We start from the raw sequence: 13,762 nt of genomic DNA on the forward strand, positions 1-13,762 counted from the left end.
GTACGCCGTGGGGGCCGCGCGCGCCCCCCCACCGGGTATGCGGTGGGGGCGGGGGGGGCGCCGAACCGCGCCCCCCCCCCGGGGATCCCGATACGGCTGCCTCGCGGCCCACTCGGCGGCGGGACCGATGCCCCGCCGCCGTGCGCGACTACTCGGCCGCGGGTCGGATCGCGCCCGGTGCCGCAATGGGCGCGGCAGCGATGGCGGTCGGGGCGGCAACCGGCGCGGTGGCGGCAACGGGCGCGGCGGCATCCGACCCGGCCGCAGCCGCAGCCGCGTCGACGGCAGCTACCTCGTCGACGGCGGCTGCCTCGTCGGCCGCTTCGTCCTCGTAGCGACCGGCGAGGCGGTCGTTCCAGATCTTCAGTACCGAGGCGGGGGTCTTCGGCGTGAGCAGGCTGACCACGATGTAGACGAGGAGGCTGGCGCCGAGGCCGAAGTAGATCGGCTCGTTGGCGAGCACGTTGCCCATGACGGCCATCGTGCCGAGCGTCACGACCGTTCCGACGCCCATCGACCAGAGGGCGCCGGCGCCCGTCGCGCGCTTCCAGACGAATCCGCCGAGGATCGCCACGAGCAACCCGCCGACGAGGATGTCGTAGGCGACGGTCAACGCGGCGACCACGTCGTTCAGCAGGGCCGCGACGATGATCACGGCGATGCCGAGCACCATCACGTAGAGGCGGTTCGAGCGCACGTCGTGCTCGGGGTTGGCGTGCGCCGCGGCATCCGCTGCGCTGCGACCGAAGAGTCGCTTGACGAGCGGCATGACGTCGGCGCGGGCCACCGTCGCGGTTGCGATGAGTGCGCCCGAGGCCGTCGACATCATCGCGGCGACGGCCGCGGCGAGCACGATGCCGCTGAGTCCCACCGGGAGGATCTGCTGCGTGATCGCGGCGTACACGTCGTCGCTCGCCTCGATGCCGGGCAGGAACGCCGCCGCCGACATGCCGATGACGGCTCCGGCGACGCCGTAGAGCAGGCAGTAGACGGCTGCGGCCGTGCCGCCCCACTTGGCGACCTTCGGCGAGCGCGCGGTGAACACGCGCTGCCAGATGTCCTGGCCGATGAGCATGCCGAAGGTGTAGATCACGAAGAAGGTGATGATCGTGTCGACGCCGATCGCGCCGAGGTCGAACGCCGCGGCGCCGAGGCGGTCGACGATGCCCTCGTACCCGCCCGCGTTGGCCCACGCGAACGGCAGCAGCAGGAAGAAGACGCCGATGGTCTTCAGCACGAACTGCACCATGTCGGTGAGCGTGATCGACCACATGCCGCCGATCGAGGAGTACAGCATGACGATGCCGCCGCCGATGATGACCGAGATGGTGCGATCGGTGCCGAAGAGCACGTTGAAGATCGTCGCGTAGGCGATGGTCGACGTCACCGAGAGCATGAGGGTGTACGCCATCATCACGATGCCCGACGAGCTCGTGGCGTTCATGCCGTACCGGAGCTTCAGCATCTGGGCGACGGTGTACACCTTCAGCTTCTGGATGCGCGAGGCGAACAGGATGCTGAGGAGGAAGAGGCCCACGGCGATCGAGACGACGAGCCACATGCCCGAGATGCCGTACTTGTAGCCGAGGCCCACGCCGCCGACGGTGGAGGCGCCGCCGAGCACGACCGCGGCCATGGTGCCGGTGTAGAGGCCGGGGCCGAGGCGGCGGCCGGCGACGAGGAAGTCGGCCGAGTTCTTGGTGCGGCTCTTGCCCCACCAACCGAAGAGCAGCATCGCTCCCAGGTAGATGATGATGATCGCGATATCCATCGTTGGATCCTTTGCGTCAGGTTCGTGTCGGGTATTGGGTCGGGTGTTCCAGTCGGATGCCGCGGCACGCCGCCGAGAACGGGGTGCGCGTCAGTCCAGGTGCGTCGCCGCGAACATGCGCAGCAGTGCGGGCACGACCACGACGGCGGGGCCGGGCTCGGTGAAGGTGCGGGCGATGGTCGCGCCCACGTCTTCGAGGGTCGACTCGTGGGCCGTCACGCCGAAGGAGCGTGCGAGGGCTGCGAAGTCGGGGCGGGCGAGTTCGGTGGCGGTGGCCTGTCCGAACTCCTCCGTCATGTACTCGCGGAGGATGCCGTAGCCTCCGTCGTCGATGATGAGCCAGGTCACGTCGGCGTCGTGCTGGCGGGCGGTGGCGAGTTCGGCGATGGAGTACATCGCCCCGCCGTCGCCCGAGACCGCGAGCGTGCGACGGCCGGAGCCGATCGACGCCGCGAGCGCCGCGGGGAACGCGAAGCCGAGGCCGCCCGATCCCTGCGCGGAGTGGAACTCGCCCTGCTTCGGGTCCCATGCCGACCACGCCCAGTAGCCGGCGATCGTCATGTCCCAGAAGGTGTGGGCATCGGCGGGCACGGCCGTCCGCAGGTCGGCCATGAGCGAGAGCTCGGGGCCGAGGTCCTGTGCCGCGAGTCGCGCCTCGACGTCGGCTCGGAGCCGGGCTGCGATCTCGGCGCCGTGCGCCGGGGCATCCGCTGGCCGCGCCGGAAGCCGGTCCGCGATGGCCGACAGGGCGAGCGCGGCGTCGGCGTGGATGCCGAGGCCCTGGTGGTTCGACTCAAGCACGCGCGCCTCGGCGTCGACCTGGATGAGCCGGCCGCGCGGCGCGAACGTGAAGTAGTTGCTCGTCACCTCGCCGATCGAGGTGCCGACGGCGAGCAGCACGTCCGCCTCCTCGAGGAGCGACGTCGTGTGCCGGTCCTCGATCCAGGATGCCGCGGAGAGCGGGTGATCGAAGGCGATCGCGCCCTTGCCGCCGACGGTCGAGACGACCGGGGCGTCGAGCGACTCGGCGAGACGGCGCAGGGCCGCTCGCCCGCCCTCCGAGCGCCGCACACCGCCGCCCGCGAGGATCACGGGCATGCGCGCAGCGGCGAGGAGCGCCGCCGCCTCGTCGACGAGTTCGGCGCGCGGCATCCGCTCGGCGATCGAGGTGACCGCCGAGCGGACGGGCGGGACGTGCGTCGCCTCGAGCAGCACGTCCTCGGGGATCTCGACCCAGGTGGGACCGGCCGGAGCCGCCTGGGCGAGCGCCCACGCATCGGCGAGCGCCGACGGGATCTGCGCAGCCTCGCGGACGACGGCCGTGCTCTTCGTCACGTTCTGCGCGCTGCGCTGCTGATCGTCGAGCTGGTGCAGCAGGCCCTTGCGCGTGCCGCCGAGGCCGCGGCGCGGCACCTGGCTCGTGATGACGAGCAGTGGCACGGCCGTGGCATACGCCTCCTGCAGGGCGCCGAGCGCGGTGAGCGCGCCGGGCCCGGTGGAGAGGAACAGCACGCCGACCTCGCCGGTCGCCCGCGTGTACCCGTCGGCGCCGAATGCCGAGTTGTTCTCGACGCGCGAGCTCACGAACTCGAGGTCGCTCCGGCGGATCGCGTCGAAGAGGCCGAGCGCGTGCTGGCCCGGGATGCCGAAGACGTGCGAGACGCCGAGCGCCTCGAGCGTCTCGACGACGACGTCGCCGCCGTTGCGCACGTGCTCGCCGTGCTCGCCGGACGCGCCGGCCGTGGGCTCGGTCGTCGACTCAGGCATGAGCGGATGCCTCGTGGCGGAGGGCGAGGAGCGACACGAGGTCGTAGCCGAGGTGCGATGCCGCGACACCCGTGATCTCGGCGTGGTCGTAGGGCGGCGAGACCTCGACGACGTCGGCGCCGATGAGGTTCAGGCCGACGAAGCCGCGGAGGATCTCGAGCAGCTCGCGGCTCGTGATGCCGCCGGCCTCGGGCGTGCCCGTGCCGGGAGCGTGCGCCGGGTCCATGACGTCGACGTCGATGGAGATGTAGAGGGGGCGGTCGCCGATGCGGTCGCGGAGCTTCGCGACGACCTCGTCGACGCCCTGGCGGTAGACGTCGGCGCTCGTGACGATGCCGAAGCCGAAGCGCCGGTCGTCTTCGAGGTCCTTCTTGCCGTAGAGCGGGCCGCGGGTGCCGACGTGGCTGAGCGCCTCGGTGTCGATGATGCCCTCTTCGAAGGCCCGGCGGAACGGCGTGCCGTGCGTGTACTCGGCACCGAAGTAGGTGTCCCACGTGTCGAGGTGGGCGTCGAAGTGGAGGAGCGCGACCGGGCCGTGCCGCTCGGCCGCGGCGCGGAGCAGCGGAAGGGCGATCGTGTGGTCACCGCCGAGCGTCACGAGGCGGGTGCCGCCCTCGGTCAGTTCGAGCGCCGCGGCCTGGATCGAGTCGATCGCCTCGCCGATGTTGAAGGGGTTCACCGCGATGTCGCCGGCGTCGGCGACCTGGGCCACCTCGAAGGGCGAGACGTCGAGGGCCGGGTTGTACGGGCGCAGCAGGCGCGAGGCCTCGCGGATGTGCGTCGGCCCGAAGCGCGCCCCCGAGCGGTACGAGACGCCGCTGTCGAACGGCACACCCGCCACGACGATGTCCGCGTGCTCGACCTGGTCGAGCCGGGGCAGGCGCGCGAACCCCGCGGGGCCGGCGTAGCGCGGCGTCTTGGAGCTGTCGACAGGACCGATCGGCTGCGTCATCTCGCAACCTCCTTGTTGCTTCTCGGGAATCTTTTGTTTCGTCCTAGGCATCTAGGACTGGATGACAAGATAGCGCCGTCGGGAGGGCGCGTCAAGCGGATCATGAGCGGATGTCACGAGCGCGCGGCATCCGCTCACCTCATGGACGAGGCGTCGATCGCCTCGTGGATGAGGCGCCGGTCACGTCACGCGCGAGCCGCGGGAACCTGCCTCAGGCGCTCCAGAGCGCGGGCGCGAGCACCCAGATGACCTCGGCCCCGGAGTCGCCGACGGCCCGCCAGCTGTGCGGCTCGTGGCCGTTGAACGTCAGGCTGTCGCCGGGACCGAGCTCCCAGTCCTGGTCGGAGAACCGCACCTGCATCGTGCCCGACAGCACGTGCAGCACGTCGACCTCGGCCGCGACGGCGTAGAGCTCGTCGCCGCCGTGCCCGCCGGGCTGGATCACCGATCGGATCACCTGCACCTTCGACTCGCCGCGCGCCGAGAGCAGCCGCTCCTCGGTGTCGACACCGCCGAGGTTGATACGGGGGCCGGTGCCGGCCGGCACGAACTGCACGTCGGGCGCCTCGAACAACGAGCCGACCGAGATCGACAGGACGTCGCAGAGCGTGATGAGCGAGGAGACGCTCGGCGAGGTCATGTCCCGCTCGACGCGCGAGAGGAACCCCTTCGTGAGGCCCGTGACGCGGGCGACCTCGTCGATCGTGAGCTGCTGCGCCTGCCTGGCCGCACGCAGGCGGGAGCCGATCGCGACACGGCGACTGTTGGGCTCGAGCGGCATCGGGCGCATGATGCTCACACGCTACCCGAAGCGGCCGCCCGTATGATCTCGGGGTGGCCCTCGCCAAGATCCTCCTCTACTACGTCTTCACTCCGCTCGCCGACCCCGACGCCGTGCGGCTGTGGCAGCGCGACCTCGCCGAGACGCTCGGGCTCCGCGGTCGCATCCTGATCTCGGAGCACGGCCTGAACGGCACGCTCGGCGGCGAGCTGAAGGCGCTGAAGCGCTACGTGCGCAAGACCCGGGAGTATCCCGCCTTCAAGCACATCGACTTCAAGTGGAGCGAGAGCACCGGGCTCGACGAGCGCGGCGCGAGCGCCGACTTCCCGAAGCTGAGCGTGAAGGTGCGGGGCGAGATCGTCTCGTTCGGGGCACCCGACGAACTCTCCGTCGACGAGCAGGGCGTCGTCGGCGGCGGCACCAAGCTGAGCCCCGACGCCCTTCACGAGCTCATGGCCGAGCGCGGCGACGACGTCGTCTTCTTCGACGGGCGCAACGCCCTCGAGGCGGCGATCGGCCGTTTCGCGGGCGCGATCGTGCCCGATGTCGAGACGACCCGCGACTTCGTCGACGAACTCGACTCCGGGAAGTACGACGAGTTGAAGGGCAGGCCCGTCGTCACGTACTGCACCGGCGGCATCCGCTGCGAAGTGCTCTCGAGCCTCATGACGAGCCGCGGATTCGGCGAGGTCTACCAACTCGACGGCGGCATCGTGCGCTACGGGGAGCGGTTCGGCGACGACGGTCTCTGGCAGGGTTCGCTCTACGTCTTCGACCGGCGCGGCTCGATCGACTTCAGCGACCACGCCGCCGTCATCGGCACGTGCGCGCGCTGCGGCACGGCGACCAATCGCACCGCCAACTGCACGGATGCCTCGTGCGACGCCGAGTTCGTGCTGTGCGAGTCGTGCGGCGCCGCGACGTGCGAGGCGCACGCCGACGCGGCTCAGTCCTCGTTGTCGGCCTCGACGAGGTAGCGCAGCGCGAGCTCGTCGATATCGCGCTGGGAGTTCGCGAGCACGATCGAGGCGATGCCGGCATCCCGGTCGATCATGAGTGCGCTCCGGAAGCCGCCCGTCTCTCCGGGGTGCCCGGTGATGATCCGCGGGCGTTCCGCGCTGATCCACCAGAAGTAGCCGATGTGCTCGAACCGGTCGTAGCCCGGCGCGACCGGCTCGAGCGCCGCGCTGTCGCTGAGCGGCCCGTCGAGCACCGCCTGGGCGAGTGCGACGAGATCGTCGAGCGTCGCGTGCACGGCTCCGGCGGGCGCGAACCCCTCGCTCCACCAGGGCCCGATCGGATCGCCGGACACGTCGGTGCCGCCGGCGTGACCGTCGGGCACCTCGTCGGGTGTCGTGACGAGCACCGCGTCGTCCATGCCGAGCGGCTCGAACACGCGATCCGCGATCAGCGCCCGGTACTCGGTGCCGGCTGCGGCGGCGAGTGCGTGACCGAGCAGCGCCGCACCGAAGTTGCTGTAGACGGGACCCTCCGACGGCACCACGGGTTCGACGCGCGCGAGCGCGAGCACCTCCTCGAGCGAGGCCGCGTAGGGATTGCGACCGGCCTCGAACTCGGCCGTCGCCTCGGCCACCCATGCCGGATCGGTCGGCTCGAGGGGCAGCCCGCTCCGATGCGTGGCGAGCGACTCGAGCGTGACGGATGCCGCGGGGGCGTCGCCGAGCGGCAGGTAGGCGCCGAGGGGGTCGTCGGCCGCGACCTCCCCGCGCTCGATCGCGATCGCCAGCAGCTCCCCGGTCAGCACCTTCGTGATCGCGCCGATCTCGAAGAACGTCCCCGCGTCGGAACGCTCGTAGACCGTCGACACCTCACCGTCCTCGATCACGGCGACGGCGGCTCGTTCGTAGTCGTTCGTGAACGACCGCCGCACGTCGCTCTCGAGCGACGACTCGACGGGGCTCTCCGTGCCGGCGCCGGCCCCCGACGGATCGCCGACGGGGGCGATGCAGCCGGTGAGCGAGACCGCGAGGAGGCCCGCGAGGAGGATCGCGACCCTCCGGGCGTCTCGAATCGACACCAGCCGCGCGGGCATAGCCGTATCGTACGCCCGGGCGGGCGCCGCGTCGACGTCTTCCGGCGTCAGGCCCCGGTCGACCCGGCAGGCGCTTCGGTGCCGGCGATGACGGCCACCGCCCGGGCGAGCTCGTCGCCGCTCGGCAGGCTGTCGGGCGCGAGCAGCCACAGGATGCCGAGACTCTGCACGAGCGCGAAGTCGAGCTTCGCGACCGCGTCGACCTGCTCGTCGGAGAGCTCCGGGCGTGCGGCGCGGAGCTGCTCGGCGATGCCCAGGTAGCCCTCCCCCGCGGCCTCGGCGAGATGCCGAGCGGCCTCGGGGTCGCGCAGCACGCGCACCGTGTTGTCGAGGCTCGCGAGCAGCGGTTCGCGATTCGCCGCGAACACCTCGGGCATGCGATTCCAGAGCTCGGCGAAGCCGTCGAGCAGCGGGAGGGCGGCGGTCTCGCCGACCACAGCCTCCATGCCGTCGCCGATGCCGTCGCCGAGCGACTCCATGAGCGCTTCGGTGATGAGCTGCTCCTTCGAGCCGAAGTGATAGCCAATCGCGGCGAGGCTCACGCCGGCGGCGGTCGCGATGTCGCGCGCCGTCGCCTTCGCGACCCCGCGCTCGACGATCACCCGGCGCGCCCCGGCCAGCAGGTCTTCACGATTGCCCATGCGTCGATCGTACGCGAACGATTCAGACATACGTACTAGACATTCGTCTCAATCGTTGTTAGACATACGTATGAGACAAATGTCTGAATCGAGAGAGGCACGGCGATGACCACCACCGGCACCACCCCGCACATCCTGATCTCCGGCGGCGGCATCGCCGGGCACGCGCTCGCGCTGCAGCTCGTGCGCAGCGGCATCCGCACCACCGTCGTCGAGCGCGCCGCCGCTCCCCGCCCGGGCGGCCAGGCCGTCGACCTCCGCGGAGCGAGCCGCGAGGTCGCCGAGCGCATGGGACTCATGCCCGGCATCCGGGCGCGGCTGCTGCACGAACGCGGCCTCTCCTACGTCGACGGCGCCGGCCGGGTGTTCGGCCGCATGTCGATGGAGGACTTCGACGGCAAGGGAGCGGTCGCCGAGATCGAGATCGCCCGCGGCGACCTCGACGAAGTGCTGCGCGACCGGCTCGCCGCCGCGAGCGCGGCGGCCCCCGGACTGCTCGACCTCCGCTACGGCGACCGCATCACCGCCATCGCGCCCGACGCCGGCGGCGTCGACGTCGGCTTCGAGCACGCGGCCGACGAGCGGTTCGACCTCGTCGTGGGCGCCGACGGCGTGCACTCCGCGACCCGGCGCCTGGCGTTCGGCCCCGAGGCCGACTACTCGACCCACCTCGGCGGCTGCATGGCGTTCTTCACGCTGCCGACCCCCGCCGATGTGGAGCCGGGCTGGTTCTCGATGCGATTCGTGCCGGGCGCGACCTTCGGCATCCGGCCCGACTTCGACCCGTCGACCTCCAAGGCGATCATCACGCTCCGGGTCGACCGCGACCCGTCGCTCCGCGGCGACCGGGCGGCGCAGGAGGCGCTCGTCCGCCGGGCCCTCGACGGCGCGGGATGGCACGCACCCACGGTGCTCGCCGCCATGCCCGAGGCATCCGACTTCTACTTCGACGAGCTCGCGCGCATCGACGTTCCCGAGGTCGCGAACGGCCGGGTCGTGCTCATCGGCGACGCCGGATCGTGCGGCTCGCCGATGTCGGGCATGGGCACGGCGACCGCGCTCATCGGCGCGTACCTGCTGGCCGCCCGCATCGCCGAGACGCCCGACGACCCGGCCGCCGCCGCCGAGCGGTACGCGGGCGACATCGTGCCGTTCGCCGAGGCGGGCAAGCAGCTCATGGGCGGCGGCATCCGGCGCATGGTGCCGGCGAGCCGGTTCGAGGCGCTGATGACGCGGGCGATGACGGGGATCATGCTCTCGCGGCTCGCCCGGCCCCTCGTGAAGCGCATGTTCGCCGCGAACCAGGTCGAGCTGCCGCTCCCCGTGACCGCGCCCGCGCTCTCGTGATCGCGTCGTCGAGCACCGGCTCGACCGACATGCCGGCGGTCACGCCTCGGCGCGCGCCCCCACGGCTCGGGGCAGCCCGTCCTCGTCCGGCCGCCACCAGAGCCAGAGCTCTCCGGCGACGACGTGCATCGAGAGCCCGAGCCAGAACCCCGGCGCGAAGCTCTCCTCGAGCGAGAGGATCTGGAAGCCCGCGAAGATGCCGACCCACACGCGGATCATGCCGACGCCCAGGCCGACGGCGAACGCGCGGATCATCCAGCGCCGGTGCATCCGCACGTCGCCGCCGCGGATCGCCCGGAACGCGAGCGCGAGCGTCACGAGGAACCAGCTGCCGAAGACGGCCGCCGCGAGCGACTGCCACGCGCCGCCGTAGGAGAAGGGCACTCCGAACGCGAGGGCGAACACGCCGCTCACGAGTCCGAACGAGAGGAGCACCCGCCCGAACCGGCGGTGGAACGTGAAGTGCCGCTCCCGGAACCGCCGCCAGAGCTGCAGCGGCGCACCCACGAGGTAGATCACGCCGGGCACGATGTGCAGGTAGGCGAGCCAGGGGTTCTCGACGTAGCGCAGTTCGAAGCTGTCGCCTTCTGCGGCGGTGCCGGTCACGATCAACGGCCCATCGGTGCCGAACCGGATGCCGGCGAAGACGAGCACGATCGCGATGAGCAGGAAGACGACCGACCACATCGAGATCGCCACCGCACGCGACATCCGGTCGCCCCCTCGCCGGCTCGCGATCGCGGCCTGTCGGCGCTCAGGCTACTCCGCGACGGGACGCGCGAACAGCAGGTTACGAGGATTTCTCACCGCCTGCGCCGACGCGCATAGGCGCGGGCGTTGCGGCTCGAGAGCGCGAGCATCACGAGGATGTCGAGTGCGAGGGTGATGAGCGTCGTGCGCAGGGTGATCTCGGCGTCGGCGCCGAAGTAGTCGAACGCCGACCCCGTGATGCTGAAGGTCGCGAAGACCATCACGGTGATGCGCGCCCAGTTGCTGCCACGGAAGATGAGGAGGGCCAGCACGAGCTCGACTGCGAGCACGACGACTCCCACGACCAGCACGAAGATGAGCGCGGCGTTCGAGCCGGCATCGGCCTCGGCATCGGCATCGAGCGGGATGCCGAGGTCCTCGATGAGCGTCCTCCGCCACAGGAGCCCGAGCGAGATGAGCCACACGACACCGGCCAGGACCCTCAGCACCACGAGCACGGCGCCGAAGGTCGTGGCGACCGGGCGCCGCATCACGGGCGGGTCGGGCGCGGGGCTCGCGAGCACGATGGGCGACTCGAACGCCGGCCGCTTCTCGCCGCTCATCGCGCGCCCTCCGTCTCGCTCGGCACCGCGCCGACGGCGACGACCGGCAGGTCGCCATCGGTGCTGATCGTGTCGCCGCCGCCGTTGCGCGAGTGGTACCCGGTCGAGAAGTCGGCGAGCAGGTCGACCCGCGCCTCTGGGTTCGCGGCGAGCACGGTCTCGACGATGTGGTCGCGCTCGATGTCGATGTCGGCGTCGATCTTGTGGGTGATCTGCAGGGTGAAGAGCGAGAAGCCGACGGCACGGTCGAAGGTGCCGGCCGCGAGCCAGTCGACGCGGCGACCACCGGGCAGCAGCCAGCCGTCGGGCGTGCGCCAGAACCGCACGTGGTGGCGCTTGGCGGGATTGCCCTCGACCTCCTGCTGGTAGGCGAAGTCCTGCTGGCGGCCGAACAGGAAGAGCGGGCTGACCGGCGCCTCGTCGTAGCTGCGACGGGTGAGCGTCGAGGCGATGATGCGCCAGCTCGACGCCCCGTTCACGTCGTCGGCGCGGGTCCACCCGGCCTTCGCCATCGCCGCGTGCAGCGATTCCTCGTCGCCGTCGAAGGCGAGGTTCACCGGGTCGCCGAGCAGGCCGTCGCTCGTGCGGGCCCGACCGATGAAGTAGTCGGGCACGTAGATGGTCGTCAGGATGCGATGCAGTCGCGGCAGCACGAGGTAGGCGAGCACGAGCCAGAAGGCGACGAAGAACAGGATGCCGAACCATCCGAACGCGAAGGACTCGGTGAGCACGAGCCAGGCGAGCCAGATCGCGGCGACGCCCGCGAAGACGAAGAAGAATCCGTCGAGCAGTGCGTTGAACGAGACCCGGCGTCGACGCGCGGCGGGCATCGGCGCTGCACCGCTCGGCGCCCCGCCGATCAGGTCGCCGGATGTCTCGGCCCCCACCTCACCCATGTCTGCATGCTATCTGCGCCGGATGCCCCGAGTGGCTATCCTCACTCCATGGCCTACGACGTCGCGCGCATCCGTACGGAGTTCCCGTCGCTCGAGAGCGGTTGGGCGCAGTTCGACGGCCCGGGCGGCACCCAGACGCCGCGGTCGGTCGGCGACGCCGTGGCATCCGTGCTCACCGGCCCGCTCTCGAATCGCGGCACGATCGGCGTCTCCGAGGAACGCGCCGAGGCCGCCGTGCACGGGTTCCGGCTCGCGATGGCCGACCTCGTCGACGGGCATCCGCGCGGCATCGTGCAGGGCCGCAGCGCCACGCAGCTCGCCTACGACTTCTCGCGCCACCTCTCGAAGCAGTGGTCGGCAGGCGACGAGGTCGTCGTGACGCGGCTCGACCACGACTCCAACGTGCGCCCGTGGGTGCAGGCCGCCGAGCGCGTCGGCGCCACGGTGCGCTGGGCCGACTTCGACCCCGCCACCGGCGAGCTCCCGGTCGAGGCCGTCGCCGCCGTGCTGTCGGATCGCACCCGGCTCGTCGCCGTCACCGCGGCGTCGAACCTCATCGGCACGATGCCCGACATCCCCGCGATCGCCGCCGCCGCGCACGCTGCGGGCGCCCTCGTCTACGTCGACGGCGTGCACTACACGGCGCACGAACTGCCCGCCATCGGCGCCCTCGGCGCGGACTTCTTCACGTGCTCGCCCTACAAGTTCCTCGGTCCGCACTTCGGCGTGCTCGCGGCCGACCCCGAGCTGCTCGAATCCATCGCGCCCGACAAGCTGGCGCCGTCGACGAACGTCGTGCCCGAGCGGTTCGAGTTCGGCACGCTGCCCTACGAACTGCTCGCGGGCGGCACTGCGGCGGTCGACGCGCTGGCCGGCCTCGCCGACCTCGCCGAAGCGGATGCCGCGAGCTCCCGTCGTGCGCGACTCGTCGCGTCGTACGCGGCGCTGCACGAGCACGAGGAGGTGCTGCGCGCCCGCATCGAGGCCGGGCTCGCCGAGCTGCCGGGAGTCACCGTGTGGTCGCGTGCGGAGCGCCGCACCCCCACGCTGCTCATGACGTTCGACGGACACGAGGCATCCGAGATCACGAAGCGCCTCGCCGAGGGCGAGGTGCTCGCGCCGAGCAGCAACTTCTACGCGCTCGAGGCCTCTCGGCGGCTCGGGCTCGGCGACGCCGGCGGCCTGCGAGTCGGGCTCGCACCGTACAACGACGCGAGCGACGTCGAGCGACTGCTCGACGGCCTCGCCGCCGCACTGGGCTGAACCACCGGCAGCGCGGGTCCGCCATACGCTGGAACATGATCTTCGCCGCCGCACTGGGCTGAACCACCGGCAGCGCGGGTCGCCATACGCTGGAACCATGACCCTCGCCGACACCGCCGCCGAACTCCGCCGCCTGCACACCGACCCCGAGCTCCTCCAGGTGGTGAACGTCTGGGATGTCGTGAGCGCCACCGCGGTCGCCGCACTGCCGCAGACCCGCGCGCTCGCCACCGCGAGCCACTCGATCGCCGCGACGTTCGGCTACCCCGACGGCGAGCAGATCCCGGTCGAGCTCATGCTCGACATGTGCGGGCGCATCGCGCGCGCCGTCGACGTGCCGGTGAGCGCCGACCTCGAAGCGGGCTACGGGGATGCCGGCGAGACGATCCGCCGCGCCATCGGCGAGGGGATCGCCGGCGCGAACCTCGAGGACCAGCTGAAGCCGCTCGCCGACTCGGTCGCCGCCGTCGCCGCCGCCGTGGCCGCCGGCGAGGCCGAGGGCGTGCCGTTCGCGCTCAGCGCCCGCACGGACGCGTTCCTCCGCGGTCGTGAGCGCCCGCTCGACGTGAACGTCGCCGATGCGATCGAGCGCGGTCGCGCCTACCTCGACGCCGGAGCGACGAGCGTGTTCGTGCCCGGCATGTTCGGCGAGGAGGTCGTGGCGCAGCTCGTGGCGGGCATCGGCGAACTCAAGGTGACCCTCATCGGCCTGCCCGGCGTGCCGGCGCCCGCACGCCTGCAGGAGCTCGGCGTCGCGCGCGTCTCGTACGGGCCCACGACGCAGCGCGTCGCGCTCGGCGCCCTGCAGGACCTCGCGACGAGCCTCTACGACGGCGGCGTGCTGCCCGAGGGCATCCGGCCCCTCAACTGAGCGCGATCCGGCCCGGGGCGGTCTCGAGCGCCCCGGGCCCGAATCCGCGAATCCCCCGCGCGACGGATGCATCCGGCCCCGCTTGCTCGCTATGGTGAGCGTGAGGC

The 13,762-nt window shown here is 71.6% G+C and carries 13 protein-coding genes; 4 read left to right on the forward strand and 9 right to left on the reverse strand.

Going from position 1 to position 13,762, the window contains the following annotated elements; translation table 11 throughout:
- Window positions 1-148 precede the first annotated feature (148 nt).
- The 4 genes from ACFTQE_RS01815 to ACFTQE_RS01830 form a co-directional block, all read right to left on the reverse strand.
- Window positions 149-1,771, reverse strand: a complete 1,623-nt coding sequence (locus ACFTQE_RS01815; protein ID WP_376923459.1) for a sodium:solute symporter — start codon at window positions 1,769-1,771, stop codon at window positions 149-151.
- Window positions 1,772-1,861: 90 nt separating this feature from the next.
- Complete coding sequence (locus ACFTQE_RS01820) at window positions 1,862-3,538, reverse strand: thiamine pyrophosphate-binding protein (protein WP_376923460.1); 1,677 nt, start codon at window positions 3,536-3,538, stop codon at window positions 1,862-1,864.
- Window positions 3,531-4,490, reverse strand: a complete 960-nt coding sequence (speB, locus tag ACFTQE_RS01825) for an agmatinase (RefSeq protein ID WP_204461645.1) — start codon at window positions 4,488-4,490, stop codon at window positions 3,531-3,533. The genes ACFTQE_RS01820 and speB overlap by 8 nt, the downstream gene beginning before the upstream one ends.
- 211 nt (window positions 4,491-4,701) lie before the next feature.
- Window positions 4,702-5,280, reverse strand: a complete 579-nt coding sequence (locus ACFTQE_RS01830) for a helix-turn-helix domain-containing protein (RefSeq protein ID WP_376923537.1) — start codon at window positions 5,278-5,280, stop codon at window positions 4,702-4,704.
- Between the two features lie 44 nt (window positions 5,281-5,324).
- Here ACFTQE_RS01830 and ACFTQE_RS01835 point away from each other — a divergent pair, with 44 nt between their 5' ends.
- A complete protein-coding gene (locus ACFTQE_RS01835; protein WP_376923461.1) occupies window positions 5,325-6,248 on the forward strand; it encodes a rhodanese-related sulfurtransferase in 924 nt (307 codons plus the stop codon).
- Here ACFTQE_RS01835 and ACFTQE_RS01840 read toward each other — a convergent pair.
- A complete protein-coding gene (locus ACFTQE_RS01840) occupies window positions 6,218-7,324 on the reverse strand; it encodes a serine hydrolase domain-containing protein (protein WP_376923462.1) in 1,107 nt (368 codons plus the stop codon). The two genes, ACFTQE_RS01835 and ACFTQE_RS01840, sit on opposite strands and share 31 nt — an antisense overlap.
- A 47-nt stretch (window positions 7,325-7,371) precedes the next feature.
- Window positions 7,372-7,965, reverse strand: a complete 594-nt coding sequence (locus tag ACFTQE_RS01845; protein ID WP_376923463.1) for a TetR/AcrR family transcriptional regulator — start codon at window positions 7,963-7,965, stop codon at window positions 7,372-7,374.
- A 105-nt stretch (window positions 7,966-8,070) separates the two neighbouring features.
- Here ACFTQE_RS01845 and ACFTQE_RS01850 point away from each other — a divergent pair, with 105 nt between their 5' ends.
- Window positions 8,071-9,312 (forward strand): FAD-dependent monooxygenase, encoded by a 1,242-nt coding sequence (locus ACFTQE_RS01850; RefSeq protein ID WP_376923464.1) that lies wholly within the window; start codon window positions 8,071-8,073, stop codon window positions 9,310-9,312.
- Window positions 9,313-9,351: 39 nt separating this feature from the next.
- Here the strand turns inward: ACFTQE_RS01850 and ACFTQE_RS01855 are convergent, their stop codons facing one another.
- From ACFTQE_RS01855 to ACFTQE_RS01865, 3 genes are all read right to left on the reverse strand, one after another.
- Window positions 9,352-10,023 carry a DUF2306 domain-containing protein gene (locus tag ACFTQE_RS01855; protein WP_376923465.1) on the reverse strand — a complete coding sequence of 224 codons (672 nt, stop codon included), beginning with the start codon at window positions 10,021-10,023 and terminating at the stop codon, window positions 9,352-9,354.
- Window positions 10,024-10,115: 92 nt separating this feature from the next.
- A complete protein-coding gene (locus ACFTQE_RS01860) occupies window positions 10,116-10,625 on the reverse strand; it encodes a hypothetical protein (RefSeq protein ID WP_376923466.1) in 510 nt (169 codons plus the stop codon).
- Window positions 10,622-11,521, reverse strand: a complete 900-nt coding sequence (locus ACFTQE_RS01865; RefSeq protein WP_376923467.1) for an LssY C-terminal domain-containing protein — start codon at window positions 11,519-11,521, stop codon at window positions 10,622-10,624. The genes ACFTQE_RS01860 and ACFTQE_RS01865 overlap by 4 nt, the downstream gene beginning before the upstream one ends.
- A 48-nt stretch (window positions 11,522-11,569) precedes the next feature.
- Between ACFTQE_RS01865 and ACFTQE_RS01870 the strand changes: the two genes are divergently transcribed.
- Window positions 11,570-12,784, forward strand: a complete 1,215-nt coding sequence (locus ACFTQE_RS01870; RefSeq protein ID WP_376923468.1) for a cysteine desulfurase-like protein — start codon at window positions 11,570-11,572, stop codon at window positions 12,782-12,784.
- A 97-nt stretch (window positions 12,785-12,881) separates the two neighbouring features.
- Window positions 12,882-13,655, forward strand: coding sequence for an isocitrate lyase/phosphoenolpyruvate mutase family protein (locus ACFTQE_RS01875; protein ID WP_376923469.1), 774 nt, complete (start codon window positions 12,882-12,884; stop codon window positions 13,653-13,655).
- The last annotated feature ends 107 nt before the right edge of the window (window positions 13,656-13,762 follow it).

The organism is Agromyces sp. NPDC056965, assembly GCF_042673425.1.
In the GTDB taxonomy this organism is placed as follows: Bacteria; Actinomycetota; Actinomycetes; order Actinomycetales; family Microbacteriaceae; genus Agromyces.